Origin of the sequence: Trichocoleus sp. DQ-A1 (assembly GCF_039961955.1) — a bacterium.
Taxonomy (GTDB): Bacteria; Cyanobacteriota; Cyanobacteriia; order Cyanobacteriales; family FACHB-T130; genus FACHB-T130.
The window spans coordinates 429,567-455,288 of record NZ_JAMPKE010000001.1; the positions used below are offsets into that span (position 1 = coordinate 429,567).

The 25,722-nt window shown below is 45.2% G+C and carries 24 protein-coding genes and 1 pseudogene; 16 read left to right on the top strand and 9 right to left on the bottom strand.

The window, feature by feature from the left end; translation table 11 throughout:
- Positions 1-75: 75 nt before the first annotated feature.
- A complete protein-coding gene (locus NDI33_RS01885; protein WP_190678455.1) occupies positions 76-291 on the bottom strand; it encodes an NAD(P)H-quinone oxidoreductase subunit O in 216 nt (71 codons plus the stop codon).
- Between the two features lie 729 nt (positions 292-1,020).
- Between NDI33_RS01885 and NDI33_RS01890 the strand changes: the two genes are divergently transcribed.
- Positions 1,021-2,463, top strand: coding sequence for a methyl-accepting chemotaxis protein (locus NDI33_RS01890; protein WP_347275945.1), 1,443 nt, complete (start codon positions 1,021-1,023; stop codon positions 2,461-2,463).
- 61 nt (positions 2,464-2,524) lie between these two features.
- On the opposite strand, the gene NDI33_RS01895 is transcribed toward NDI33_RS01890, so the two are convergent.
- The 6 genes from NDI33_RS01895 to NDI33_RS01920 all read right to left on the bottom strand — a co-directional run bounded on the left by NDI33_RS01895 (position 2,525) and on the right by NDI33_RS01920 (position 7,776).
- On the bottom strand, positions 2,525-3,370 hold the full coding sequence (locus NDI33_RS01895; RefSeq protein ID WP_190678457.1) for a DNA-formamidopyrimidine glycosylase: 846 nt from the start codon (positions 3,368-3,370) through the stop codon (positions 2,525-2,527).
- 3 nt (positions 3,371-3,373) lie between these two features.
- A complete protein-coding gene (locus NDI33_RS01900; protein WP_190411026.1) occupies positions 3,374-3,751 on the bottom strand; it encodes a photosystem I reaction center subunit IV in 378 nt (125 codons plus the stop codon).
- An 81-nt stretch (positions 3,752-3,832) separates the two neighbouring features.
- Positions 3,833-4,492, bottom strand: coding sequence for a DUF6391 domain-containing protein (locus NDI33_RS01905; RefSeq protein WP_190411025.1), 660 nt, complete (start codon positions 4,490-4,492; stop codon positions 3,833-3,835).
- 161 nt (positions 4,493-4,653) lie between these two features.
- Complete coding sequence (locus tag NDI33_RS01910) at positions 4,654-6,120, bottom strand: ATP-binding protein (RefSeq protein WP_190678459.1); 1,467 nt, start codon at positions 6,118-6,120, stop codon at positions 4,654-4,656.
- Between the two features lie 385 nt (positions 6,121-6,505).
- The gene (locus tag NDI33_RS01915; protein WP_190666865.1) at positions 6,506-7,099 is read right to left on the bottom strand and encodes a PD40 domain-containing protein; all 594 of its coding nucleotides are present in this window, start codon (positions 7,097-7,099) and stop codon (positions 6,506-6,508) included.
- A gap of 401 nt (positions 7,100-7,500) precedes the next feature.
- Entirely contained in the window at positions 7,501-7,776 is a 276-nt protein-coding gene (locus tag NDI33_RS01920; protein ID WP_190411022.1) for a LuxR C-terminal-related transcriptional regulator, read from the bottom strand.
- 201 nt (positions 7,777-7,977) lie between these two features.
- Here NDI33_RS01920 and NDI33_RS01925 point away from each other — a divergent pair, with 201 nt between their 5' ends.
- A complete protein-coding gene (locus tag NDI33_RS01925) occupies positions 7,978-8,985 on the top strand; it encodes a PfkB family carbohydrate kinase (RefSeq protein WP_190678461.1) in 1,008 nt (335 codons plus the stop codon).
- A gap of 11 nt (positions 8,986-8,996) precedes the next feature.
- Complete coding sequence (locus tag NDI33_RS01930; protein ID WP_190678462.1) at positions 8,997-10,205, top strand: class I SAM-dependent methyltransferase; 1,209 nt, start codon at positions 8,997-8,999, stop codon at positions 10,203-10,205.
- 5 nt (positions 10,206-10,210) lie between these two features.
- On the opposite strand, the gene dndE is transcribed toward NDI33_RS01930, so the two are convergent.
- A complete protein-coding gene (dndE, locus tag NDI33_RS01935) occupies positions 10,211-10,618 on the bottom strand; it encodes a DNA sulfur modification protein DndE (RefSeq protein WP_190666860.1) in 408 nt (135 codons plus the stop codon).
- Between the two features lie 588 nt (positions 10,619-11,206).
- Between dndE and NDI33_RS01940 the strand changes: the two genes are divergently transcribed.
- The 11 genes and pseudogenes from NDI33_RS01940 to NDI33_RS01990 all read left to right on the top strand — a co-directional run bounded on the left by NDI33_RS01940 (position 11,207) and on the right by NDI33_RS01990 (position 21,054).
- Positions 11,207-11,623 (top strand): hypothetical protein, encoded by a 417-nt coding sequence (locus tag NDI33_RS01940; RefSeq protein WP_190411018.1) that lies wholly within the window; start codon positions 11,207-11,209, stop codon positions 11,621-11,623.
- A gap of 279 nt (positions 11,624-11,902) precedes the next feature.
- Positions 11,903-12,076, top strand: coding sequence for a hypothetical protein (locus NDI33_RS01945; protein ID WP_190411017.1), 174 nt, complete (start codon positions 11,903-11,905; stop codon positions 12,074-12,076).
- Positions 12,073-14,139, top strand: a complete 2,067-nt coding sequence (locus NDI33_RS01950; protein WP_190678463.1) for an AAA family ATPase — start codon at positions 12,073-12,075, stop codon at positions 14,137-14,139. Before NDI33_RS01945 ends, NDI33_RS01950 begins: the two co-directional genes overlap by 4 nt.
- Positions 14,129-14,782 (top strand): Uma2 family endonuclease, encoded by a 654-nt coding sequence (locus NDI33_RS01955; protein WP_190678465.1) that lies wholly within the window; start codon positions 14,129-14,131, stop codon positions 14,780-14,782. Before NDI33_RS01950 ends, NDI33_RS01955 begins: the two co-directional genes overlap by 11 nt.
- An 81-nt stretch (positions 14,783-14,863) precedes the next feature.
- Positions 14,864-15,610, top strand: a complete 747-nt coding sequence (locus NDI33_RS01960) for an SAM-dependent methyltransferase (protein ID WP_190678467.1) — start codon at positions 14,864-14,866, stop codon at positions 15,608-15,610.
- A 247-nt stretch (positions 15,611-15,857) separates the two neighbouring features.
- Positions 15,858-17,804 (top strand): DUF3370 family protein, encoded by a 1,947-nt coding sequence (locus tag NDI33_RS01965; protein WP_190678469.1) that lies wholly within the window; start codon positions 15,858-15,860, stop codon positions 17,802-17,804.
- Between the two features lie 6 nt (positions 17,805-17,810).
- Positions 17,811-18,362 (top strand): Uma2 family endonuclease, encoded by a 552-nt coding sequence (locus NDI33_RS01970; protein WP_190678470.1) that lies wholly within the window; start codon positions 17,811-17,813, stop codon positions 18,360-18,362.
- A 51-nt stretch (positions 18,363-18,413) separates the two neighbouring features.
- Positions 18,414-18,967, top strand: a pseudogene (locus NDI33_RS01975) (Uma2 family endonuclease).
- Positions 18,968-19,112: 145 nt separating this feature from the next.
- Positions 19,113-19,259: a hypothetical protein gene (locus NDI33_RS01980; RefSeq protein ID WP_348245612.1), complete on the top strand. Its 147-nt coding sequence runs from the start codon at positions 19,113-19,115 to the stop codon at positions 19,257-19,259.
- 78 nt (positions 19,260-19,337) lie between these two features.
- Positions 19,338-19,808 carry a DNA phosphorothioation-associated protein 4 gene (locus tag NDI33_RS01985; protein WP_190529799.1) on the top strand — a complete coding sequence of 157 codons (471 nt, stop codon included), beginning with the start codon at positions 19,338-19,340 and terminating at the stop codon, positions 19,806-19,808.
- A gap of 202 nt (positions 19,809-20,010) precedes the next feature.
- Positions 20,011-21,054 (top strand): endonuclease/exonuclease/phosphatase family protein, encoded by a 1,044-nt coding sequence (locus NDI33_RS01990; protein ID WP_190678471.1) that lies wholly within the window; start codon positions 20,011-20,013, stop codon positions 21,052-21,054.
- Positions 21,055-21,175: 121 nt separating this feature from the next.
- Here NDI33_RS01990 and NDI33_RS01995 read toward each other — a convergent pair whose 3' ends face one another.
- The gene (locus NDI33_RS01995) at positions 21,176-22,777 is read right to left on the bottom strand and encodes a DGQHR domain-containing protein (RefSeq protein ID WP_190678472.1); all 1,602 of its coding nucleotides are present in this window, start codon (positions 22,775-22,777) and stop codon (positions 21,176-21,178) included.
- A gap of 129 nt (positions 22,778-22,906) precedes the next feature.
- Here NDI33_RS01995 and dndB point away from each other — a divergent pair, with 129 nt between their 5' ends.
- Both dndB and NDI33_RS02005 read left to right on the top strand, forming a co-directional pair.
- Complete coding sequence (gene dndB / locus NDI33_RS02000) at positions 22,907-23,995, top strand: DNA sulfur modification protein DndB (protein ID WP_190678473.1); 1,089 nt, start codon at positions 22,907-22,909, stop codon at positions 23,993-23,995.
- The gene (locus NDI33_RS02005) at positions 23,992-25,722 is read left to right on the top strand and encodes a hypothetical protein (protein WP_190678474.1); all 1,731 of its coding nucleotides are present in this window, start codon (positions 23,992-23,994) and stop codon (positions 25,720-25,722) included. Before dndB ends, NDI33_RS02005 begins: the two co-directional genes overlap by 4 nt.

Sequence of the window (25,722 nt, forward strand, 5' to 3'; positions counted from 1 at the left end):
GGAATCGGCTCTCCGCAAGCTGAAACCTTAGTTAGATGGTGCGTCTACTTAAAAGGTAGTAGCTAACCGTTGAGTTTACTTAAATGGTTCTAGCTGATCCGCACGCAACCAGACATTTGGTGCTGGCACCTGACCAAATTTGACAAGGGCGTAGTCACCCCGCAATTGCACAACTTCACCCTTGGTTTCAAATATGTAGGAAGGGAAGCGCGAGTCACTAGCTTGAGCTTCCAGACTGTTTTCCAATTTTTCTCGCACAGCACGAACCAAATCGCCGCTTTTAACTGCCATGTTTTTGTTTTACCTTTGTCTCTAGTTCATCCCTATTTTAGTTTCTATGAAGGCAAGCGAATCATCTGGAAGCAGATTAGCTCAGAACCTTGTCTTAGCTATTTTTGCATCCGATTCAAAAAAGCTAATGCGTTAGCCAAAATCTGCTGATAGCGGTTCTCATTTGAGTGCAATCTACACTCGGAACCTCACCCCAACCCCTCTGTGTGAACGGAGAGGGTGGAATATTGAACCTCTCTGAGTGAACGGTGAGGGGCAGGCTTGGGGTTAAACTGTACTGCATCTAATAGGGGATTGCTATATGTTAAATCAGCTTAAACTGCATCCAAGCGGCTGAGGCTAGAAGAGGGAATCTATATATAAATCCAATTCAACTGGTGCATCTATCAATCTCTTTTTGCCTTATTTTTTCTTTTGCTAATTGCTAGCTATTTAAGAGCCGCTTCGCGAATGCGATCGCCTACGTGTCTTTTCTGACTTCGTGCAATAATAACCGAATTTAGATACAAAAATCATTGATATTATTTGTAACTTTCTAGTAATAGGATGGGCTAAATTGATAAATATGCTGCTCTTGAATGTACGAGCAAAGTAGTTTTTTCAAGCATAAAATATTTTTTAAATGGTTATTTAATTTTAAGTTAAACCAAGTTATCTTAGATCATCTCACTAAGTAAATAACGCTCAAACAGGCAAGTAGCAGCCAGCAGCCAAGGAAGGAGTAACTCTGTGAATAAGCAATTAAAACTGAAATCCCGCATTTTGCTAGGATATTCTGTTCCGATTTTATTGGCAATGGGCGTGGCAGGAGTGGTGCAGTACAACATTAACAAAGTCGCTAAAGTTGCGGAAAAGGTCAAAGGTATACAAAACACTATTATACAAATAGACGAAATGGTTCTTGGTATATCAGTAATGTTACGGAATACCAGAGGTCATGTAGTTTTTCCTAGAGATAAAAGCTACCAGAAAACATACGAAGAAGGAAGTGAGTTATTTCGAGAGGCATCCACATTTTTAGATAGACGAATTCAAGACCCTCAGCAGCGAGAAATTTTGACTAAAGTTGTGGAGACAGGTCAGGAAATTGATGAGAAGTCTAGAAAGATATTCGACTTGCTCGATAGCGGTAAAATTGCTGAGGCTGTTGAGTTAACGAAATCTGTACGGATGCTCGAAATTAACGAGTGGCGTGAGGATATGCTTAGGCAAGCAAATAATCAGTTGGCAGCACAAGCTAAACAACAAGATGCCGCTATGTACTGGCTCACTTTAGTAGTTTGGCTCGGTGCAGCATTATCTGCAATATTTGCTTTGGGAATTGGTTCGTTAATCGCTTCGCGCATCAGCCAGCAGATTAATGAGATCGTCGATGCGATCGCGCACTCTTCCAGAGCGATCGCTAGCACCGTTGAACAGCAAGAACGCATCGCTGTCTCTCAAGCCAGTTCGGTGAATCAAACTACTACAACGATGGATGAGTTGGGGACTTCTTCCCTGCAATCGGCGCAACAAGCCGCAGCAGCCTCTGCGGGAGCGCGTCAGGCTCTGATATTAGCAGAAGGGGGAACCGAAGCCGTGCAGCAAACTCTGGGAGGGATGGCGACGCTCAGCGAGAAGGTAGAAGCGATCGCGGCTCAAATTCTGCAACTGAACGAACAAACTCATCAAATTAGCAACATTACAAACTTGGTAAGCGATCTCGCGAACCAGACAAATATGCTAGCGCTGAATGCTGCTGTAGAGGCGGTTCGGGCTGGAGAACATGGCAAGGGATTTGCGGTGGTGGCGGGGGAAATTCGGAAACTCGCCGATCAAAGCAAGAAGTCAGCGCAAGAAATCAACACCCTCGTCGTTGACATCCAACGCGCGATTAATTCAACCGTAAAAGTGACAGCGGAGGGCACGAAGACGGTGGAAGCCGGGGTACAGTTCTCTCATCAAACTGCGGATGCCTTCACGGGGATGACGAACGCCATCAACCATGTAGTTACAAACAGCCAACAAATTGCCTTGAGTGCCCAACAACAAGCGATCGCGATTCAACAAGTCGTTGATGCCATGAACGTCCTCAACCAGGGAGCAAAAGAAACGGCGAGTGGGATCGGGCAAACCAAAGCGGGCACCCAAAACCTCAACGAAGCAGCCCTAAACCTGAAGTCAATTGTCTAGCTAATTGATAACTCCCTCGCCCCGGCACCCCTGCTCATCTGCATTTTATAGGGCTGACATTCTAGCCCTGACACTGGGGGCAAAAATGCGCGGAGCGTCCGGCTAATCTAATGCGCTCAATCGGTGTGCTACAAACTCGACAGGGGACACCCGTGCGGTTATAAACCCAGGCGACCCCGCCATAGTTGCCGTTAACGCCCTGCACGTTGAGAAAGTTACTAAAAGTCGTTCCCCCAGCCTCAATACTGGCTTGCAACACTTGAATAATTGCCCCTCTCAAACGCTCAATTTGCGCTAATTTTAGATCGGCACAAAGGGTTTTGGGTGGCACACCACTGAGAAACAACGCTTCATCAGCATAGATATTGCCGACTCCAGCCACCAGAGATTGATCTAGCAGAGCGGTTTTGATGGGACGGCGGCGATTTTGCAGTGCCAGCGCCAGGTACTCCACGGAAAACGCTGTGGAAAAGGGATCGGGACCTAAAACCTGTAAACCAGTGATGATGCTTTCTGGCGGTGTTCCTGGCGGTACCCACCACATCTTGCCAAAGGTTCGCTGGTCAACAAAGCGCAACTCCTTCTCACTGGTCTTCTCACTGGTAAAGAACAGCCGCACTCGCGTATGTTTCTGGAGTGATTCCTGCGAGTCAAGCCATAGCAGCTGACCCGTCATTCGCAGGTGAACGCCCAACCAGGCAGATGAGGAGAGTTCTGCCAGCAGGTATTTACCACGCCGGTGCCACTGAGTAATAACTGAACCGGCAAGCCCAGCCAAAAAATCTACAGAGGAAAGGGGGTGGGCAATTGTGCGTTCAAGCAACACATCGCCACCCCATATTTCCTGATTCAGGGTCAATTTATTTAGACCCCGGCGAACTGTTTCAACTTCAGGCAGTTCTGGCACAACTTAACGTGAGTCAGTTCCCTGATTGGGAGAGCCTTGTACAACTGAGCTACCTTCTCCAGACTCTGGTGCAGCGCTGGCCTTCCCATCAAGAACTCGGTTGCCCTGACCTGTTCTGCGAGTCCGCTCGTCGATGGTGGTTTGTTTGCCACCGGAAGCGGCAGTAGTGGGTTTCTTCCCTGCTGCCTTGGGTGCTTCAACCTCTACCACTTCGTTCATGGCAAAGTTGTTGGTATTAACGCCAGCGTAGTTGACATTATTGAAACGGACAATCACTGGGTATTTGATGCCGCTCTGGTCTATGGAAGCAACAGTCCCAGTATCCTGAAACCAGAAAGATTCTTTGCGGAGAATCTGAACTTTTGAACCACGTTGAACCATAAGTGTTTTTTCCCTTACGTCATTAAGGTACAGCGTACTACTCGATCGGGAGCTGCTGAGCCTCCCAGTCTTTAAGTTTTATTACTGTTCGATCCAACGCAGTCGGACGAAGTGAGCGGGACGACCCCAGATGTCAGGCGTTGCCGAAATGTCTTCTATCGCCAAATTAAAGGGAATGGAGGTTGTAATGTATTGTTGGGCAAGACCGCCCAGATCGGGCGTTAATTGGGCAGCAGCGGTGGTAGCGATGCCTAAACCCAAAAGTTGCTCGATGGGGCCACGAGGCAGGACGAGATGGATACCCAAGGCGAGTCCGGCGGTGACAAGCATCCCGACTGACAAATTCGTGCCGCAACGCGGATGCACGGCGAGGTTCCATTCTCCACGGGTAATGCGCCGGAGGGCAGTGCGAACAGCACGATGCAAATCAGCGCTGTTGACTTGACCGTAGAGGTAAAATCCTTGGTCGGTGGAAAGACCTCCTAGAGTGTTGTTATCTAGTTGCCTGGAGGTTGATACACCCCTGGCGTTCGGGGAGTTACAGGTGTCGCTCAAGACCCAAACCGTGGCGTGTTCTAAGGCATGAACCTGACGCAGCATCAGGATTTCCTTTAGCCCAGGAACAAAGTTCAGGGTTCTGAGGAGATCGGCATCTTGTGTCGGTTGAGGAGCTGGGGAGTCAAAGCTCCAGTCAAAGCTCCAGAAGTTGCCAGTCTGAGAAGAAGCAGAAGCAGTAGTCATAGAGTAGAACTACTCCAAAAGCAGATAGATTAACTGGGATGTTTTTCAACTTTAGCGTTTACGCCTTTGAGCCGTTGCAAATTTTTGTGAGATTGCCACTCCTGCTACTCGCGCTCAAAAGCCGGTCACGTTGGGGTTTTGTCGGTTGAGTTGTTGAAAGGCTACTCCAGCAAGGTAGATTGATGAGCAGGCTGCTGAATGGGAATTTCGATTGCGAATTCTGTTCCTTTTCCTGGCTCTGAAAAGCATTGCAAGCTTCCACCGTGCTTCTCAACGACAATTTGATAGCTGATGGCTAATCCCAGCCCTGTTTCTCTTTCCACATTTTTAGTGGTGAAAAAAGAATTAAAAATGCGTGACTTTACTTCGGAAGCGATACCCGGCCCATTATCGATAATCCGAATCGCTACTTTATCAGCAACTAGGGGCACCACTGTGCCGTGTGCGTCCTGTTGATTATTTGTTTGATTGTCAGTTGTGTGTTCGCTGACCGCCGAACCCTGAGTGCTGACAATTGAGGTTTGGATGACGATCCGGCTGGGATGGTTGCGGATTTCATCAGGCGATCGCTCTTTGTCATAATCATTCAAGGCATCAATCGCATTGCTGAGAATGTTCAAAAACACCTGATTGAGTTGTCCGGCATAACACTCTACCGGGGGTAAATTTCCATACTCTTTGAGGAGCTGAATTCCCGAATGTTCTGTTTTAGCTTTCAGTCGATGCTGCAATATTAGTAAGGTACTCTCAATTCCTTCATGAATATTGACCGGCTTCATGGCTGATTCATCTAAGCGCGAGAAGTTACGCAAACTCGAAACAATCTGACAAATTCTGTCAGCGCCTACTTTCATGGAAGACAACATTCTGGGCAAGTCTTCAATTAGAAAATTTAGATCGATTTCTTCTGCTTGTTCCTGAATCCTTAAAGACGGCTGAGGATATTCTTGCTGATAAACTACCAACAAATCCAATAAAGCTTGAGTATATTCATCTAGATAAGTGAGGTTGCCGTAGATGAAATTAACTGGGTTGTTGATGGCGTGGACAACACCGGCAACCAGTTGACCCAAACTCGCCATTTTTTCAGATTGAATGAGCCGAGCTTGAGTATTTTGCAGTTGTGTTAAGGCTTCAGTCAGTTGTCGAGATTTCTCGCTGAGCATTTCGACTTGTGCTTCTACTTGGGCGTGCAACCGAGCCTGTTTGATAAAGTTAATATAAGCTTTGGAGTGATAGCGGATACGAGCGATTAGCTCAATTTTGTCTGGCAGTTTTATCAAGTAGTCATTTACATCCAGAGCAAAGGCTTCCGCTTTGACTGCTGGATCTTCTTTCGCTGAAAGTACAATAATCGGAACATCTCGCGTTGCGGAATTAGCCCGAAAAAACCGCACCAACAGTAACCCGTTAATTTCGGGCATTACTAAATCTTGTAAGATGACTGTTGGAGCAACTTCTGTCGCCATTTGAATTGCTTGAGTCGGCTCACTACAATAGTGAAAAATGATATCTTCTTCAGTTGCAAGCATCCGACGTATTGCTACACCGACCAGAGCTTGATCGTCAACGAGTAAGACGGTTAATGGCTGTTCCAAAGAAGAAGCTGATTCTGTTTCCTTAAGCATTGTGAGCATTCATCAACAAGAACATTTCACTTTTTTTGGAAAAATTTCCCTAGCTACGTTGAAATTTAGTTTGCGATAATTTATTTAGTTAAATTTATTAAATAAAATTATTTTTATAATAAGTGATTTTCAATCAATATTCTGATTGTAAAAAATCGTCCGCGATCGCGATTGTTTTTTCGGACTTATGCCTAAAGCAATCGTCAGTGTTAAGTTGGAACGTAATCGCAGATACAAGAACTTCTAGAGCATCGGTTTATTTATCACAAACGAAGCGTAAAGTTACCGAGTCAGCCAAATTTAGAAGGGTTGCAGAAGACTCGCGGTTAATCATGTCTCTACAGCAGGTCAACCCCTGCTATTTAACTTTAGTGGGATGCGTCCATCAATTGGGAGCCGCTGGTGTGGTTGAGGCGGGGGCTTCAGGGCTGTTTAGAGGTGCCGAACGACTGGTGGGTAAGGATAATTCGACACTGGGGCCACGATCGTAAATTTCAATGTCCCACTGCCCGGAACGATTGGATTCAAAGGCAATAAATCGACCGTTCCCGCTAATGGTGGGACGGCGGACTTCACCGAGAATATTGTCGGTAATGACCTCAGATTGCAGGCTTTGGCGGTCATAAACAAAGACATCTGGTTTGCCCCGTTCCTCGGAGATGTAGACGATGTAGCGACCATCGGCACTGATATCTGGCTGTTCGTGGATGACACCCGATTGGTTGAGTCCGGGGAGAGGGATAAGGCGACGGCGCTGAACGTCGTAAAGATAGACGCCGCGATGGGCTTGGCGGCTTGAGGTAAAGACGAGGTAGCGACCATCGTAAGAAAAGCGGGGTTCTTGTTCGGCGGCTAAGCTGTTGAGGGAGGCTCCCAGCAGTTGCGGAGGCGGAGTGAGCAAGCCGCGATCGCGACATCCACTCAAGGCGGCAAATAAACCAACTGCTAAAACTGGCAGATAACGTTTGTGTTTAGTCATTTGTCATTAGTTTTTCGGAATAGATATTAAATAACTTCAGTCTGGTCGGGGAAGTACGTCAAAAGGGCGGAGATTCCCCCCGCCCTTTCGATGTGGCGTTTGATGTTACGACCACCCAACCAAAGTACTGAATGTAGCGTTGGGTAACGCGATCGCTTAACCCAATCTACGAGGTGAAGGGATGTAGGTTATTTAATCCGCGACCCTGATTGATTCGTTTGCTAGCGAATCAGCTATTGACGAATTGAAAAGCAGTTGACAATTCGCCATGAATTCGCTTATCCGTACAATTCGCAATAATTGACTGACCAACAACCCATAACCAACAACCCATAACCAACAACCCATGACCAATGACTAATGACGATTGTCTTTTATCGCAGGGTTTCCCGGTTGCTCGCTTAGGAAATCACTTCATCCGCCGGTGTGGGCAAGGTACAGCAGTTGACTTCATTGATACAAACTTTGCCCCATTGCAAAGCCCAGCGTAGCAGCGCCACCCGATTGTCAGTCTTGGTTTTTGTCAATACATTGCTGATGTGGTTATCCACGGTTCGTTTGCTGATTTCCAGCTTTTGGGCGATGTCATGATTCGTTAAGCCAGCAGCAACTAGCTCAATGATTTGCAGTTCTCGCTCGGAGAGTGTCGCGGGGGTATAAGTCTCGCTACCAGCCATAAGTATTTTTTCCTTAGTTATATCTACTTACTATCTCTTTAATTTTAGAAGATCCTTTGGGGGTAAGCCCGTTCGTGACTGGGATTGAGACAATATCTCCCACCTCAAAAAGGCTGGGATCATCTTGAGCTTCTGTGAATATCCGGATCTAGGGGGTAGAGGCTCTGGTAGGCTGAGTTCATGTTGACAAGGAGTGCAGTTGTGACCCATCCCCGCGTTCTCTGCCTCGGAGAAATTTTGTTTGATTGTCTAGCCGATCAACTGGGGCGATCGCTTGAAGATGTCGAATCTTGGACGCCTTATCCGGGCGGCGCACCCGCAAATGTGGCGTGTGCTTTGGTCAAGTTGGGAACCCCTTCTGGATTTATCGGCTGTGTAGGTAAGGATCAGCCGGGAGATCGATTGGTGCAGTTGTTGCAGGAAGTGGGTGTGGATAGTACGGGCGTGCAGCGCCATGACACCGCACCGACGCGGCAAGTTTATGTAGTGCGATCGCTATCGGGCGAACGGGAATTTGCCGCATTTGGCGTTAGCTCCACTTCTGCAAAAGAAACTCGTGACACGACAGAATTTTCCGATACGCACCTACAAGCGTCTGCATTGCCAGAAGCTTTGTTTGAAAACGCTGATTTTCTCGTCCTGGGAAGTCTGGAGTTAGCTTATCCTGATGCGCGAGCGGCAATTACGAAAGCCCTGGAACTAGCAGATCGGTACAATGTCAAAATTGTGCTAGATGTGAATCGGCGCGATATGTTCTGGCCCGATCCCAGCGATTCCAAGCCGATGATTCAGGAACTGATCAAGCACGTCGATTTCCTCAAAATCACTGACGAAGAAGCTGAATGGTTATTTGAAACCACCGATGCTGGCGCGATCGCTTACCGTCTGGATTCAGTAGAGGGCGTTTTAGTGACCGGCGGTGAAAAAGGCTGTGCTTACTGCTTGGGTGGGAATGAAGACAAGGTGCCAGCTTTTTCCGTCAAGGTGGTAGATACCACAGGCGCGGGGGATGGGTTCCTTGCCGGGTTCATCGATCAGTTGTGCAAGCATGGTATTCAACATCTCGCTGATGCTGAAATGGCAAAGCAGGTGGTAACTTATGCAAATGCAGTGGGTGGGATCACCGCAATGAAGCCGGGAGCGATCGCTGCACAGCCAACGGCGGCTGAAGTGGAAGACTTCCTCAAAACGGTAAAGGTTGAAGGTTGAAAGAATCGTTGATGCACGAGTCTGAATCGCTCTTGAGCTTGATTGGTGAGCGCATTGCCAACAGTCCCAACCAGCGGATTACCTTTGCTCAGTATATGGAGTGGGTGCTGTACGAGCCGGACTACGGCTACTATGCCACAAACGCCGTCAACATTGGGCCGGAAGGTGATTTTTTTACCGCTCCCAATCTGGGTGCCGACTTTGGCGAACTGCTGGCTGAGCAATTTGTCCAAATGTGGGACATTTTGGGACGTCCGGCGCAATTTACGCTTGTGGAAATGGGGGCGGGACAAGGACTCCTAGCAGCAGATATTCTGCTGCATTTACACCAGCATCATCCAGCATTCTTTCATGCCTTAGAGTACCTGATCGTTGAAAAGGCAGCGGGGCTAATTTCCCAACAGCAGCAGGTGTTGCAGAAATTAGCCCCAATATTCGCCCAAATGCAAGGCGCTACACCCGTTAGGTGGTGTTCTCTGGAGGAGATACCTAGCGCTTCGATAACTGGCTGCTTTTTTTCTAATGAGTTGGTGGATGCATTGCCAGTGCATCAGTTTGCGATCGCGCAAGGGAAGCTCCAAGAAATCTATGTCACCATGCCGGATGGAACCCATTTTGAGGAAGTAATCGGCGAACTTTCTACGCCTCAACTGACTGAGTATTTTGATTTAGTGGGGCTTGAGTTGCCCTCTGCTGCCTATGCAGATGGCTATCGCAGCGAGATTAATCTAGCCGCTGGTGCTTGGCTGAGTACAGTTGCCGATAAGCTGAAGCGCGGGTATTTGTTGACGATTGACTACGGCTACCCAGCGGCTCGATATTACAATCCCCAGCGGAGTCAGGGGACGCTTCAGTGTTATTACCAGCATCGGCACCATAACGATCCTTACGTGCAGATTGGGCAACAGGATATCACCGCTCATGTGGATTTTACTGCCTTGGAGCGTTGGGGCGATCGCTGCGGCTTGGCATGGGTGGGTTTTACGAAACAGGCGTTGTTTCTGATGGCGCTGGGATTGGGCGATCGCATTGCTGTCCTTTCCCATAGCTATCGCCCGATTGCCGAGCAGCAAAGCATTATGGATGTACTGCGCCGTCGTGACGCCCTACACCAGCTCATCGATCCAACCGGATTGGGGGGTTTTGGCGTACTGGTGCAGTGCAAAGGGCTAAGCGAGGAAGAGAGAAAGCTAAAGCTCAAAGGTTTGACGATGCCATAAAACAATTAAAAATTTGCTTTTTCATTTTTAATTGTTTCAGCAACTTCAATTAAATTTTCAATTTTCTTGATATTCGGATCGCCTGCTAAATAACCAATCCCGCGATGCAAATGCAGGCGAAATTGAGTCGCCAAAGTCTCCCGATCGGTTCCTAATCTATCGTTGTAGCAGCGCTGCTTTAAGGCAATTAACAGAATATCAGACAATTCTCCTCCAAAGACGCGCCAAGTCATTTCGACATTACTATCTGCTGGAATTGGCACCGGCGAAGGGATTGTTGGCTCTGCGAGAGAGCGACAAAATGCCCAGCGGCAAAGAATATTCCACTGATCGATTTTAGTGTTGCGCTTGAGCTTACTTAACTGATCTTTGGCTGTTTGAGACAGGCGAATGCGGTCAATGGGTGGTTCCATCAGTCTTTAAATAGAGCCTTAAACGATAAAACGTGAGGCTTACTCGCCCGAAAGCGATCGCTTCCAAGGAGTGCTAAGCACGGAGCCTCTTCTAATTCTTTAGATTAAACCGGGCGCAAGTAAATATTTTGTAAACAAATATTTCTTAAGGATGACAGAATTATCTGTAAATTTACATAATGGGTGGCAGGTGAAACTTACGCATAAGCGCTTATCTGGATGACAACAAGTCTCTACGTAAGTATGTAACCAGAGGAAAAATGCGGACACTTAACCTCAAGTTTAAGTATTTTACCGAATTCCTGAATATAGAACAGTTACTTAAAGCCATCAAGTTACACGATGAAATGACAATTCATTGATTTTCCCTCTACCTGTATCAATGAAAATAGCCACTATAATTCCACCTTAAACAACAGTTATATGTAAATCAAAGCCCTCTGATTAGAGGTTGAGTAATTAATGTAAACTTGCTCAACAGCTAGCAAACCCTACTTTAATCCTGAAAGTTTGAGGAATGCTTTAAAAATTCATCCTTGGCGCTACGCGCAACCTTTTACACCATAGCTTTTTAAAAGCCTTAATTCTATGAACATACTCAACAAGTTATCAGCAGCTACATTTACAGCAACGTTGGTTGCTTTCGCAACAGCAGCCTCAGCAGCTGAAGAGGCGATCATCCCAGTAACTCAAGCTAATAAGCCACTGACTCCAGTTCTGGAGGGTGTCGTATCTTGCCCTACTGGACCTTACATTGCTTATTTTGGTTATAAAAATGAAAACAGCGCAACTGTTGACAATCCGGTTGGCGTGTATAACAAATTCACTCCCAGCCCGGAGAATCGTGGGCAGACAACATCGTTCTTGTCGGGACGTGTATACAATGCCTTTAGCGTAAAGTTCGACGGAGGCAACTTAGTCTGGACTTTAGCGATTCCGGGAAAACGGCGAACTGCGACTGCTTCGAGTACTAACGCAACACCTTTAGATGTTTGCCCCTTATAAGTAATCTAAGCTCAATTTATCTTCCTGCCAGTGGGGAGGGCTGGGGAGAAGTGATTCAATAATGACTATACGGCACTCTAAGAGCATTCCTAGAGTGCCTTGTGGTGTAGCTTTCCAAAAGCTATATTCCTTTAATTCTTTTTAAACGCAGAGGACGCGAAGGAAACCGCAAAGGTACGCACAGAGCAATAATTCCTCTGTGCGTACCTTTGCGGTTAACTTTTGCTACCTAAAGCGTTTAAAAATAAAATAGAGTTGATTTGCAGGGTGGTAAGCCAAATGACAAAAGAACCCTATTTAAATGAAGTACAGGAGCCAATTACGACAGCTCCATCAGAAGTTTATCAAATCATTGAGCGAGTATTACAGGCGGAGAAAGATAAGCTCTACATGAAACAACCGCGCAATATCAATGATGATATTTTGACAATTGTGAAGGAAGTGGTGCGATGAAGCTAACTTCCATCAAATTATGCAATTTTCGGCAATTTTATGGTAAGACTCCAGAAATTTTGCTTTCCTGTGGAGAGGAAGAAAATACTACGATTATCCACGGCAATAATGGTGCGGGAAAAACAACGCTGTTAAATGCATTTACGTGGGTATTGTACGAGAAATTTAGTGCCGCTTTTGCTTCACAAGAGCAGTTAGTAAATAAGCGATCGCTTGCAGAAGCCAAACCAGGCTTTTCAGTAGAATGCTGGGTGGAAGTTACTTGGGAGCATAACGATAAACGCTACCGAGCAAAACGCGAGTGTCGCGCTTATAAGGGTGCAACCATCGAGAAAGGCGAAAGCAAGCTGTATATGCAAATCGCCGGGGATGATGGAATTTGGAGATTGCCTACCCAGCATCCGGAAGATATTATTGGGCGAATATTACCCGAAAGTTTGCATCAGTATTTCTTTTTTGATGGAGAGCGAATCGAGCAAATTGTCCGCTCCGAAAAAAAAGAGGAAATCGCCGAAGCGACGAAAAAACTTTTGGGAGTCGAAGTTTTAACTCGTGCTATCAATCATCTGGGAAACGCAAGAAAAATGCTAGAAGCTGAGTTAAAAGCGATTGGCGACTCTCAAACTCAGCAGTTGTTAAAGAAGAAAGAGCAGAGAGAAAAAGAAAGCGATCGCTTATCTAATCGTCAAACAGAAATTGGGGAAGAGTTAGCAGCTCAACAGACGCTTAAAAAAGAAATTAGCAATCAGTTACGGGAACTCGATGCGGCTAAAAGTTTAGAAGAAGAACGAAAATCTCTGGAAGAACAGAAAGCCGTAAATCAACAAAATCTCAAAAGAAGCCAGGAAGCATTAAAACGGGCTATTTCAACCCAAGGCTACACAGTTTTATTATCCGAGACAACAGCAGCATTCCGAGCAATTATTGATAATTTGCGACAGCGAGGCGAGTTACCATCTGGAATTGATCGGCAGTTTGTCACAAATTTATTATCTCAACAACGCTGTATTTGCGGTACGGAATTGCCTGAGGGAACGGCTGCTTATGAAAGTGTTGAAAGCTGGTTGGATAAAGCGGGAATTGCGGCTGTTGAGGAAACCGCAATTCGTATGAGTGCCCAAGTAGATGAAATTGATAAGCAAGCACCAGCATTTTGGGAAGAGGTGGATACAGAGCAAGGAAATATCAATCAGTTTAGACAAACAATCTCTCAACTAGAGACGCAACTAGATGAAATTAGGGATAAGTTAAGAAAAGATCCTAGTGAAGAAATCCGCGATTTTCAAAAGCAATTAGATGGAATTGAAACAAAAATCCGAGAGTTAACCTTAGAAGAAGGGGAAAATAGACAAAAAATTGCAGATATTCAAACTGAAGTTGAAAACTTAGGTAAGCAAATTGCAAAACATGAGATGAATGAGGCAAAGCAAGCTCTAGCCCAGCGCAGAATCGCCGCAACCCAGGATGCAATTGAGCGATTAACCGAAGTGCGATCGCGTTTGGATCAACAGTTTCGCGTGCAGCTAGAAAAGCGGGTACAAGAAATTTTTAGTGAGATTTCCTTTACCCCCTATATCCCCAAACTTAGTGAAAAGTATGAGCTAACATTAGTAGAAAATACCGCCGGTTCAGAGTCACCCGTCGCCGCTTCTACGGGAGAAAATCAAATTCTCAGCTTATCGTTTATCGGTAGCATTATCGATAGGGTTCGCGAGTGGAGCCATAAGGAAATGCTGATGGTACCAGATAGCAGCACCTTTCCAATCGTAATGGATTCTCCCTTCGGAAGTTTGGATGAAATTTATCGGCGGCAAATTGCGAAGACAATTCCCAGATTAGCAAATCAGTTAGTGGTTTTAGTCACTAAAACTCAATGGCGCGGTGAAGTAGCCGCAGAAATCGCTACTCGGATTGGTAGGCAATATGTATTGACTTATTACTCTTCTAAGCCGGAATGCGAAAAAGATTCGATTGAATTAAACGGAAACGATTACGATTTAGTTAGGCAAAGTCCTAACGAGTTTGAATATACCGAGATTGTAGAGGTGGATTATGATTTCTAGTTCATCATCGGCTGTACAACAGAATTTAGTGACAGATACCTGGATAAAAGCACCTTGGGAAGAATTTATTGCACTAGCTGATAATCCTGCTTATAAAAATGGTAGGTTTTATTACGATCGGGGCTACATGAGGATCGAAATGGCAGCAGTTGGACCACTTCATGCTAGGGAAAATTCTATTGTTTCTAGCGTTGTTAAAATGTTTGCTACACTTAGAAATATTAGAATTGTAGAGTTAAACAATGCCACTTTCCGCCAAAGAGGGGTAGGCGAATTTCAACCGGATTTGTCTTATTATATCGGCGCTGAGTTTCAATTACCACCACGAACAAACTCGCCAATCAATTTGAATGAGTTTCAACCGCCTGCCTTAGTGATTGAAATTGGGGCATCATCCGTGAATGACGATCTGGGGATGAAGCGGTTAATTTATGAACGTGTAGGAGTCCGAGAATATTGGGTCGTTGATGCGAGTGCAGATGATGCGATCGCATTCTCAATTTCCGATGGGCGGAGTGGCGAAATCCAAGAGTCGTTGGTATTACCGGGATTGACACTTTCCCTCGTTGAAGAAGCACTGCAACGCAGCCAATCTGAGGATGATGGGGCAATTACTCGCTGGCTGCTACAATCATTTAGCTAATCAGCTAAAAAGGCTTCTCATACAGAAGAGGCTAAAAATAGCGATCGCTATTTTTAAAATTTATCCGCCAAAGGAGTAAGAATGGAAGTTTCTCCCAACACAGCCCGGATAATTGATTATTGGCTTGGCGGTTCTCATTACTTCCCAATTGATGTGGAAGCAGCCAAAGTTTGTGCCGGAGTATATCCTGATTTCCCAACCGTTTTTCGCAAGTTACGAGACTACATTGGTCAGGTATCCCGCTATATCGAATCTCAGGGAATTAACCAATTTATTGTTTTTGGTTCCGGATTACCAACTTGTGGGAATGTGCATGAAGTTGTACCGCAAGCAAAGGTTCTTTATACCGATATCGATCGAGCAAATATCAAACTGGGTCAAGAGATTTTAGCCGAGAACTCGAACGCTGGCTACACCTTCTGCGATGCGACAAACCTGGATACGCTCGATCGAGCGGTTGTTGCACAAGTGCTGGGGGCAATTCGGCGTTTAGGTATGGTTTTTGTCGGTGTTGCAGCCTTTATCCCTGATGAAATTATGACCCAGATGCTCGATCAACTCTATGATTGGGCACCGGCGGGTAGTTTCCTGGCGCTGGATTTTGATGGTGAAGCGGGGATCGTGTATCCGGAAATGCTAGAACTATTGGACTCGATGGGGGCGCATGTTTATATGCGTAATCCCGAAACGATCCGAGCGCTGCTGGGACGCTGGCAATTAACTGAGCATGGTATCCTGCCAGTTGAGGCGTGGCAGGCTGACTTATCGGCAAAACCAATTGAGGCTAGCGAGCCAGTTTTTATGTATGGCTGCGTAGTTTATAAATAAAATTAGTCGGTGGAGCACTCCTGCAATGTTACTACAACATTGATTTAGCAATCAAAAACCTAACCCCCCAGTCCTCTTCCCTGCAAGGAAAAGGGGAAAATTACTGCCTTCCTATAGCAGGAAAGAGATTCTCCCTAGGATTACTGAATCAGCGTTGTAGATACAGGGCGATCGCGCATCGCTATCCGCTGGCAACAAATTTGTCTAAAAATACTTCAAAGACTTTCGTTGACATTCAAGCCTTTTAATGGTTAAAACTCTCAAATTCCTGACAAATCCTGCCGTTACTTCCGTTCTTTTTGTGTCTCTGTTGGGTTTATCAACGCCCAGTACTGCCGCTTTTTCTGACATTCAAAGCCATTGGGCGAAAGATTGCATTACTCAGTTAGCCCAAAGAAAGTTAGTGACAGGCTACCCGGATGGCAGCTTTCGCCCAGAAGCAACGGTGACACGCGCTGAGGCGGCGGTGCTGATGTTGAATGCCTTCCCGAATGCGCCAGTAAAGCGTAGCAGCACAGCTTTTAGAGATGTGCCTGCTAGTCACTGGGCGAATAAAGCGATCGCTACCGCTTATCAAAAAGGCTTTTTTTCGGGTTATCCAGGCGGGATTTTTCAACCGAGTCAAGCCATTCCCAGAGTGCAAGCAATCGGCGTTATAGCAGGTGCGGCAAATTATCCCATCCCGGAAAATGTCAGTCAGACGCTGGGGCAGTATTTTAACGATGCGGCGCAGATTCCAAGTTATGCCCAAAATGCGATCGCTTCCGCCGCCGTGGGCACCCTTGTCGTCAATTATCCCAACGTCAAACAACTCAACCCCAATCGCAGCGCCACCAGAGGCGAAGTGGCAGCGTCGATGTGTCGGGCGTTAAACATTTATACGATTCCACCGCAGTATATTGCCGGGGTGGAAGTGCAACCGATGGAGGTGCGGACTTTACCGGGAAAACTCGATGCAGTTCCCACCTTTAACAGCAACAGTCCCGAACTCGTGACAACTGAAGGCATTCTGCTGTCTACTTTCCCCCCAGCAGGCAAACAGGTGCCGGAAGCGCATTTAAATTTCCCCTTCCAGGGACGATTTGATTTATTTTCTCACCACATCGCCAGGGCGGAAAATTCCTCGCAAACGCGCACCCTCTACCAAGGCGTGATTTTGCACAATCCCGGCGATCAACCTGCCACCGTCGAAGTGCTGCAAGCAGCAAGTTACCTTTCCACTCCCGATGCGCCGTTTATTTCCTTGCCAGATATTCAAGATAATCCTAACGGCACCGTCTACTCTGGCCCTGGCAGTCGGACGATGAACGATGTGCTGCGAGGAATTAGGCAGGAGAAATTCTCCCAAAAGGTGACAATTCCACCGGGACAAAGCCAAATGCTGATGAATCAGCCAATTCCGGTGAAGGCTCCTTCATCCAATGGTCGCTCCACAATGATACGGTTGTCGAGCGATCGCCCGATTTATGTTGCCAATTTAGCCATGAATGCCCCCCGCAATGGCAATGGTAGCGAGAGGACACCTACCTTGGCTGAATGGCAAAAGCTGCTGAATACAGGCGGTTTGGCGGGGAAGCGCGATCCAATTCCCACACCGTTAGATCCTCCCAGAGAACCTACAGTTTTTAGCCGCGTGGCGGGTGTGTCCCAAGGGGCACAATGGCAAGCACAAATGACCGATGGTTCTAATTCCTCAGATTTAACGATTCCTCAGCCGGGGAAAGCGTTTTCTTATGTATTAGGCACTCTGCATCTCATTACCCTCGGCACAAAGCAAATTCAAAGCGCCCCGATGCTAGTTCGCTATCCCGATACGGCGTATTTTGCCCACAGCAACTATGGGGTGGAATACAATCTCACTTTGCCGCTGAAAAACTCTACTAATCAAACCCAAACTGTTACTGTATCCGTGCAAACACCCCTGAAGGATGAGGGAGGAACCGATAGACTTTTGTTCTTAAATCCCCTCACTAAGCAAGTGTTTTTTCGAGGCACAGTCAGGTTGCGTTACAACGATGATAATGGAGTGGAAAAGACGCGCTACGTGCATCTGGTACAGCGACGCGGACAAGCGGGAGAACCATTGGTAACGCTAAAGATGCCGCCAGGTGACAAAAGACTTGTACAGGTAGATTTTCTCTATCCTCCAGATTCCACACCGCCGCAGGTTCTCACCATCAGCACAAATGGGTAACTCACAATGAATTTAAAAACAGAAACAACAATTGAAGCTTTATACCGCATACCGGAAAATGGCAAAGCGGAAATTGTAAACGGAGAATTGGTACTGATGGCGGCGACAGGTTTTCTGCCAGGACGTGCAGGAGGTGAAATATATGTTAGCCTACGCGATTACGAACGCAGCACCAAAAGTGGTTATGCTTTGCCTGATAATGTTGGCTTTATTGTCAATCTTCCAAACCGCCGCTCTTTCAGCCCTGATGCTGCATTCTACATCGGCAACCCTAGCGGCGGAAAGTTCTTAGAAGGGGCACCCGTTTTTGCTGCTGAAGTGAGAAGCGTGAATGATTACGGTGAGGCAGCAGAAGCGGAAATGGCAGCCAAGCGCCGGGATTACTTTGCGGCGGGTACGCTGGTGGTATGGGATGTAGATGTACTCAAGGCGGAAGTTGTCAAGGTGTATCGTGCTAGCAACCCCTCAAAGCCGCAAGTTTACCGTCGTGGTGAGGTGGCTGAAGCTGAACCCGCTGTGCCGGGATGGTTGATGGCAGTAGACGATTTGTTTGTTTAGACGCCCACTTTTAATAACACTCAATCAAGCTATTTTTACAGCTAAAATTCTATGACTGTAACTGGTATACGCTTGTGGACTGTAGATGAGTACCAACGCATGATCGAGGCAGAAATTCTGACAACTGACGAGCAAGTGGAACTCCTAGAAGGACAGATTCTAGAAATGAGTCCTCAACAACCTCCCCATGCTGCTGCAACGCAACGGGCGTTCAACTATCTCAACAGTCTACTGACAAATCAAGCGTTCCTGCGGATGCAGTTACCGATTACGCTGCGCCCCAACTCAGAACCCGAACCCAATATTGCTGTTGTTCGTATCGATCCCCGCATCTTGAGCGTCACCCTACACCCGATGATATCTTCCTGTTAGTTGAAGTGGCAGATTCTACTCTAAATAGAGATTGCAAGCTGAAAGCACGCACTTATGCCAAAGCTGGGATTGCTGATTACTGGGTTCTGGATGTGAACACGCGACGAGTTTACGTTTTCCGCGAACCGGGAAAAGCAAATTATCAACAAGAAACTATTTTAGATGGAGATGCCATCTTTTCCCCTCTTGCCTTTCCAGAGATTGAAGTTCCAGTGAATCAACTGTTTCCCTAATCTGAGGATCGCTCTGTATCTGCATCGGTTCGGCAGATAATATAAAGAAAGTTCATTGTGCAAAGTCTTATTTTCTAATCAGACTATGACTCAAAAGCCTAAAGGATTTGACCCAGCGCCTCGTCAGCCCAAGAAAAAGGAAAAAGTGGATTTGCCTCAAGAAACCGAATTCAAAAAGCCGAAAGGTGTTCTTGAGCTTGGGGGAACAATTTTTAGGCTTGGCAAGGAGTTGGTTAGCTTGGGAAAAATATATCTGGAGCAAAGATTGAAACGTTCCCAAGGCAAAAAATGAATATTTTAGCTTAGAAGATGAACAGAGCGATCGCTATTTCAATTCGTTATGAGTATTTAAGCAAAAAATATTAACACAATGGGTGCAAATAGAATCAGAATTGCGAAAGATAAAGCTGATTTGGTGCAAGCCTTAGTCGCATCTGATAGCACAACTGGCCCTTTCCAAACCTACGCTGATGCGATCGCGTTTGCAGCAGCCTTGGGGGCGAAGCGGAAAAAGCGATCGCCTTTAGGGGAAATCTCCAAAAGGGAACCGGGTGCGATCGCGCTAGAGGTTTTTGTATCTAGAGGAACCGACCGGGTAATCCAGTTATTAGCGATCGCTGAAACTAAAGACATAAAAATTCTCTCCCCGACTGATGAAAATTCTGAAGAGCAACGTATCCGGATTTTTGAAGAATATGCCAACGGAGGGTTAGAGATTATACAAGATGAGTTGCGGGGAACAGTAGACTATACAGCCACCCTTTTATTAATCCTTAGTTCTGAACGTAATAAGGAAGAACCAGTAGAAGGGGAATTCGATCTCAGCAGGTTTCTCACTTAAGTTAGCTTTTATTATTACGTCCGACAAGTTTATCTAGCTAATTTACATGAATCATTAAATTTTTTCTCTCCCTCGTGTACTTAGCGAGCATTAACGCGCATAGCTAAGCGCATCCGTGCCGCTACGCAAACGCTAACGTGGTTCGTCGGGAAAATCTTTTACACATCCAACGATACACAAAATAATTTAATCAAGCCAGGAAATGATTGCGATTAAATTTTGCCGAATTTTGAGGTTAGTCACTCAAATTTTGGCTTACGCCTACTCAGGATTCATTGTCTTGTATTTCCTGCTGAGACTAATATTTTGGGAGAACTTCTGGCTTGTTGGCTTTGTTAGCACCTTTATCCCTTTTATTTTTTTACCGATCTTAATTTTACCACTATTGGCATTTTCAATTATAAAAAAACGATGGTTCTCGATTATTTCATCGATTGCTTGCATCTTTCTGGTCAGTTGGTTGCATCTGAAATACTTTTATCCTCACGCTTTACGATCAAACAGTTCCCAGCCTCATATCAGAATTTTATCCTTAAACAACAGTTGGCATAAAACTAGTTCCCAAAATTTAGTTAAATTAATTCAACAACAACAACCCGATATCATTTGTTTACAAGAAATTGTTCGCAGACATACTGAAAAAGCCTTTCCTCGCTTACAGACATCCTACCCCTACCAAGTTTATGCCCAAAGCGTGGCAATCCTCAGCAAATATCCAATTTTATTCTCCGAAAATTTACACCTAGCGGGTCATCAAGAAATTCAGCAACGAGCGATTACCCAAATTAATCAGCAAGACGTAGTTGTTTATAACATTCAAGTTATCTCTCCCTGGATTCGTCCTCAGAAAATTTTGCCTTTCCTCACTGTCCCGATTTATGATTACACAAAACGCTCGGCAGAAATTCAGGATTTAGTGCAGCGGCTCCAGAAAGAAACCAAGCCATTTATTGTGGCTGGTGATTTTAATATGACAGACCAGTCGCAAGACTATCATTATTTAAGAACAGTTATGCAAGATTCCTTCCAAACATCAGGGTTAGGTTTTGGCTTTACTTGGCCTCATGGCTGGGAACTAAGCTTCCTGATTAAAAACTCAACTTCAAAATTAAATTATCCTCTCTTCAGAATTGACTATATTGGGTATTCAAAACATTGGGGTTCTCACTCTAGCAAAGTTTTACTGACAACAGGTTCAGATCACTTACCCGTAGAAGCAGAACTCATTTATCTCAAATCTGGTTGAGTCATAAAATCAGTAGTAATCTGTCAAAACAATTTTGATAGTTTGTTCCAGGCGCAATTAGTCGCGTCTGGAACTTAGGAACTCATTCAGTTACACGAAAGCCGTATCTAGAAGGCAAAGCTCAAGATAAGATTGGCGGTAATCCTACCTGCCTTGGCTCTACAAACTTGCCATTAAATCCCATTGCTTTATCTTCGATTGTTCTTCCTTCAGCTACCGCGCGGCGAATTTCTGCACGTTCCATGTCATCATCAACACCACCCAGCAAGTAAACAATTAATCTTGCAGCTAAGTCTTTTCCGGCAACTGAAACGCGCTTTTTATTCGGATCGTACAAAACGCCATACCAAAGAGAATTAGGAGACTCCATGCCGCTGAAGCCATCATCCGCATCGTATTTCTGAAGCTTTGCAAAAATAGTTTTTAGCGAAAATCCCTTTTTAAAAACCAAAATTCCTAAAGCTTGAGCTAAGGCAACTTGCCCAACTGGGCGGAAAAGTATATTTCCTTCCCCCCCACCTTTTTCAAAATTGAAGCGGCGCATTTCCGGGGTTTCTGCGCCATTTTCTAGCCTTTGAAAACTGAGCAGAGTGGTTAAATAGTCGAAAAGTTGCTTAAATTCCTCAATTCCCTCCTCTAGTTCTCCATCATCAGGGCGCATCGGAATTAGACCCTTTTTGCCCACAGGTTTCCACTTGGGGAATTTATATTCTAAGTAGCGTTCAGACATTTCTTTGAGCGCTTGCAGGGTAGTTAAAACGGTTGACTTAGCAGCAACTGTTGCACTATCCCAATTGACACGAGGATTGCGCCCGTCAACATCTTTTAGTAGAGGATGGGTGACAGCAACTTTTCGGGCAACAATTGAAAATGCATCATCTTCATCTAGCTGTGCCATCTGACCTTTACTTAAAGGTACAGCCATGAGATTGACATGGACAAAGATGGATCTCACTCGTCGTCGTGCCTGTTCCCGTGTCTCTCCAGTCACGACTGCTGAAATAAATTCAATGCCTATCTTTTCTTTAGCTAAGTTTTGCAAATAAGCCGGGTCTATCTCATAGCTCTGCCTGAGATCGTCAATTGTAATAACAGCTCCTGAAGGCTTTTTATCTTTTTTATATCGTGGGAGTTTTCCCGTTTGAAGCAACTCCATTAAACCTTGCACTCCCATCAGTCGATGTTGACCATCCAAGGCAAAAATCGTGACATCTGGGGAAACGTTCAACAACCCTACTTTGCCGTCTTTATCTAGTGCCATAAAATCAGCAGCAGATTTAATCGCCCGTCCGCTTGCATCCCACTCGGCAGCATTAGGATTGTCTACCCAAGGTTGATTGACAACTACTAGAACTGGCGGGAATTTGTGAGTTTTTCGAGCTGCTAAATACTGCGTCAAGGGCGCTTGACGCGACCAATCTAGGGGTCGTTGCTGAATTTCTTCAATACTCTCGGCGTCGATTTCCACATTGTCTTTCTCTGGGTCGAATTTTTGCCGGAAAAGCGGTAGGCGAGACGCGAATCGAACGCGACTGGCGAACCATTCTAGAGTTGCCGAACCGATATACGCCTCCGTGCCGCCCATTTCTATCTTCTGAACCAGGAATTGGTCGTTCCGCGCCAGATATCTATCTAAAAGGAGCGCGATCGCCTGTTTTTCTTGGTTTTCCCGTTCCAAAATCTGGGTGGCAAGGTCAGTTGTAGGGTTGCTGGGGCTGTTCATAGGCAGATTGAGCGGGGAATTCAATTAATTTTTAAAAACTATCAGTCAAAACTTGTTATGTCAAACTTAGTTTTTAAAAACTTTATGTATACTGAGATTGTGTCCAAAACTAAATAAGGCTGGGTATTTATGCTTACCCCCTCCTTTGAGTACGTTTTGCCTGTGATTCGGGGAATTCAGGCAGAGCGAGAATACTACGTTTCGATGTGTCCGGTGCGATTTATCCCCAAGCTGTTCCCGTTGGACGATGGGGAAATGCCGCCGGAAATGAGGACAACGCGATCGCTTAACCGCACCCGCGTGCCAGAAATTGCCCGATATATATTGAACAATCCGACTAACTACATTTTCTCGGCAATTACGGCATCGATTGACGCAGATATCACTTTTGAACCGATAGGTACAGAGACAGAAGCACGGAAAATTGGACGCTTGAAGGTGCCGATGGATGCGCGGTTTGCCATCCATGACGGGCAACATCGACGGGCGGCGTTGGAAATGGCGCTGAAGGAAAATCCCGAACTGGGGTATGAAACGATCGCGGTTATCTTCTTTTTAGATATTGGTCTAAAGCGATCGCAGCAGATGTTTATTGATTTAAACCGCTATGCAGTCGATGCCGATCCATCGCTAAACATTCTTTACGATCATCGGGACGAGAAAACAAACTGGGTGAGGTCAGTAGTCAAGCAAGTCCAGGTTTTTAGAAACCTGACGGATACGGAACGCAGTACGCTGCCTACTCGTTCCGGCAAGCTATTTACTCTCAACAGCATCTATAATGCTACTCTTGCCCTGCTAACGGATCGCCAGGAGACTGAACAGCAGATTGAACGAGCAGTCCGTTACTGGAATGCAGTTAGTCGCTATATCCCAGCGTGGGAGCAAGTTCTACACGGGAAGGTCAGTGCAGGCGAAATCCGACGGGATTACGTGCATAGTCACGCGATCGCGATCGCTAGTTTAGGCGCTGTTGGAGCAAGTTTGCTGTCGCTTTATCCGGAAAACTGGGACTCACATCTAGAAGGTTTGCAACAAATCGACTGGTCGCGCTCTAACCCTGATTGGGAAGGGATAATTATGTCTAGTGGTGGGATTTCTAAATCCCGCACCAGTGTCACTCAGATGAGTGCTTATATTAAAAAGCACCTGAATTTGCCGCTTACAGCGGAAGAGGAACGGTTAGAGAATGCCCGTTTAATAAGGAGAGGGAAATGAGTACAGGAAAACAGCAAGAATTCAAATATAAGGCAGTTCGTATTCGACAAACTGATTCTGGTGACTGGTTAGTGCTTTTTGGTGCTTCTGCAATAGAGATTGATATGTGGGCAGGAGTACCCCAAAAGAAGAAAATTGGAACTCAAGAAACTACAGGGTTTCAGCGAGAAGAGAGTAAGAAACGTATTAATGAGATTGCTGATTTTTATCGAAATGAGAAAAACATAATCCAGAATCCTTTGCTTTGTGCATTGCGCCAGCCCGATTGGTCAAAAGTAGAATTTGAACCTAGTGAAGAGGGTTCCATTGATGCTATCCAACATGGTTTTTTAGCTATAACTACAGAATTTTTAGAAGAATTAAGTTTACTAGAATTACTAAAAAGGGTTAAATCTAATTTAGAGCGTCGGGTATCTGGACTTATTGAAAATCAAGTCTCTGACAGCCTTATTAGAGAACTAAAAGAACGTGCAAAAATTGAAGATAGCGTTCAGGAAGATACATCTGAATCATTAGATGAACAGGAATCTAGTGAAAATGTAGACAATGATGAAGATGTAGGGCTAGCCTTCAGTGAAGAATCTCATATTGAGGATTTTTGGCAAGAAGTTACAGCTTATATTTCAGTTTTAGAGGAAATAAAAGACACCTTTAATGATGATACTTTCCTTGATTATTCAAAAGACGCACTGATCTCTTTCCTCCAGCCAATAGTTGTTGTTGATGGGCAACATAGATTGCGTGCAGCAATTACATCAGCAAAAAAGTTAGTGAACGAAGATTTTTACAAAAACTCTATAGAAGAAGCACTCTTCAACGAGAGAGTTGAGCCAGAGGAAGTTCAACGAAAAATTGAAGTTGAAGCAGCTCGAAAGCTTCCAGTTTCACTTCTCATGAATACTGATCCAGCAGAGCAGGTTTTTCAGTTCGTAGTTGTCAATCAGAAAGCAACTCCTATCAAACCTGCACTTCTCGGAACAATTGTATCTACTAGCCTTTCTTCTGAAGAATTGGGGAGAGTGGCAGATCGACTTGAAAATGCTGGTATTAAGCTTGAAGAATCACGAGCTGTAACATTTCTTGCCCGATACCCAGTTAGTCCTTTTTTCAATTTAGTTGAAAGAGGGCTTGCTTCTGATACCAAAGAGCGATTGAAGTGGAATGTTCTTGCATCTATAGTTAAAATATTTCGAGATTTAAAGGGAGGTAAACTTTTCCATGAAAATGTTGATTATGCTGACAAATGGAAACGTGATTACTTATTTACCTCAAAAATTGTAGAGAAATGGGAAGCCGAAGGTTGCAAAAATTCTTTTGAATACTGGCACAAGCTTAATGGTTCATGGCGGGATGTATTTATATCCTTCTGGAGTACAGTACGTGATAAATTAGCCGATAAAAATAATGATGAAGCATGGCATTATTGGGGCAATCCTAAACAGTCAAATATTTTCAATAAAACGTCTTTAACAATTCTTGCATCTGATTTCTTCCAATATTTATGTGAACGACGTATAGGAATAGATAATGTACAGGAAGTACCTACACTTGTAGATGACTGGTTAAAGGGCGTTAATACAGACTACTTTAATCGGGATTGGAACTTGACCGGAGTAAAGAAAGATGTTCCTGGTATTCGGAAAAGATGGTCAAAGGAGTGGTTAGAGTATAGAAAAGACCCAGTTAAATTACCTAGCAAAGAGCGCTATCGATTGCCACTAGGATAA

Coding starts and splice junctions, on each gene's coding strand:
- NDI33_RS01885 (WP_190678455.1), bottom strand. CDS start 291: ATGGCAGTTAAAAGCGGCGATTTGGTTCGTGCTGTGCGAGAAAAATTG.
- NDI33_RS01900 (WP_190411026.1), bottom strand. CDS start 3,751: ATGGTTCAACGTGGTTCAAAAGTTCAGATTCTCCGCAAAGAATCTTTC.
- NDI33_RS01905 (WP_190411025.1), bottom strand. CDS start 4,492: ATGACTACTGCTTCTGCTTCTTCTCAGACTGGCAACTTCTGGAGCTTT.
- NDI33_RS01910 (WP_190678459.1), bottom strand. CDS start 6,120: ATGCTTAAGGAAACAGAATCAGCTTCTTCTTTGGAACAGCCATTAACC.
- NDI33_RS01915 (WP_190666865.1), bottom strand. CDS start 7,099: ATGACTAAACACAAACGTTATCTGCCAGTTTTAGCAGTTGGTTTATTT.
- NDI33_RS01920 (WP_190411022.1), bottom strand. CDS start 7,776: ATGGCTGGTAGCGAGACTTATACCCCCGCGACACTCTCCGAGCGAGAA.
- NDI33_RS01930 (WP_190678462.1), top strand. CDS start 8,997: ATGCACGAGTCTGAATCGCTCTTGAGCTTGATTGGTGAGCGCATTGCC.
- dndE (WP_190666860.1), bottom strand. CDS start 10,618: ATGGAACCACCCATTGACCGCATTCGCCTGTCTCAAACAGCCAAAGAT.
- NDI33_RS01940 (WP_190411018.1), top strand. CDS start 11,207: ATGAACATACTCAACAAGTTATCAGCAGCTACATTTACAGCAACGTTG.
- NDI33_RS01945 (WP_190411017.1), top strand. CDS start 11,903: ATGACAAAAGAACCCTATTTAAATGAAGTACAGGAGCCAATTACGACA.
- NDI33_RS01950 (WP_190678463.1), top strand. CDS start 12,073: ATGAAGCTAACTTCCATCAAATTATGCAATTTTCGGCAATTTTATGGT.
- NDI33_RS01955 (WP_190678465.1), top strand. CDS start 14,129: ATGATTTCTAGTTCATCATCGGCTGTACAACAGAATTTAGTGACAGAT.
- NDI33_RS01960 (WP_190678467.1), top strand. CDS start 14,864: ATGGAAGTTTCTCCCAACACAGCCCGGATAATTGATTATTGGCTTGGC.
- NDI33_RS01965 (WP_190678469.1), top strand. CDS start 15,858: ATGGTTAAAACTCTCAAATTCCTGACAAATCCTGCCGTTACTTCCGTT.
- NDI33_RS01970 (WP_190678470.1), top strand. CDS start 17,811: ATGAATTTAAAAACAGAAACAACAATTGAAGCTTTATACCGCATACCG.
- NDI33_RS01985 (WP_190529799.1), top strand. CDS start 19,338: ATGGGTGCAAATAGAATCAGAATTGCGAAAGATAAAGCTGATTTGGTG.
- NDI33_RS01990 (WP_190678471.1), top strand. CDS start 20,011: ATGATTGCGATTAAATTTTGCCGAATTTTGAGGTTAGTCACTCAAATT.
- NDI33_RS01995 (WP_190678472.1), bottom strand. CDS start 22,777: ATGAACAGCCCCAGCAACCCTACAACTGACCTTGCCACCCAGATTTTG.
- dndB (WP_190678473.1), top strand. CDS start 22,907: ATGCTTACCCCCTCCTTTGAGTACGTTTTGCCTGTGATTCGGGGAATT.
- NDI33_RS02005 (WP_190678474.1), top strand. CDS start 23,992: ATGAGTACAGGAAAACAGCAAGAATTCAAATATAAGGCAGTTCGTATT.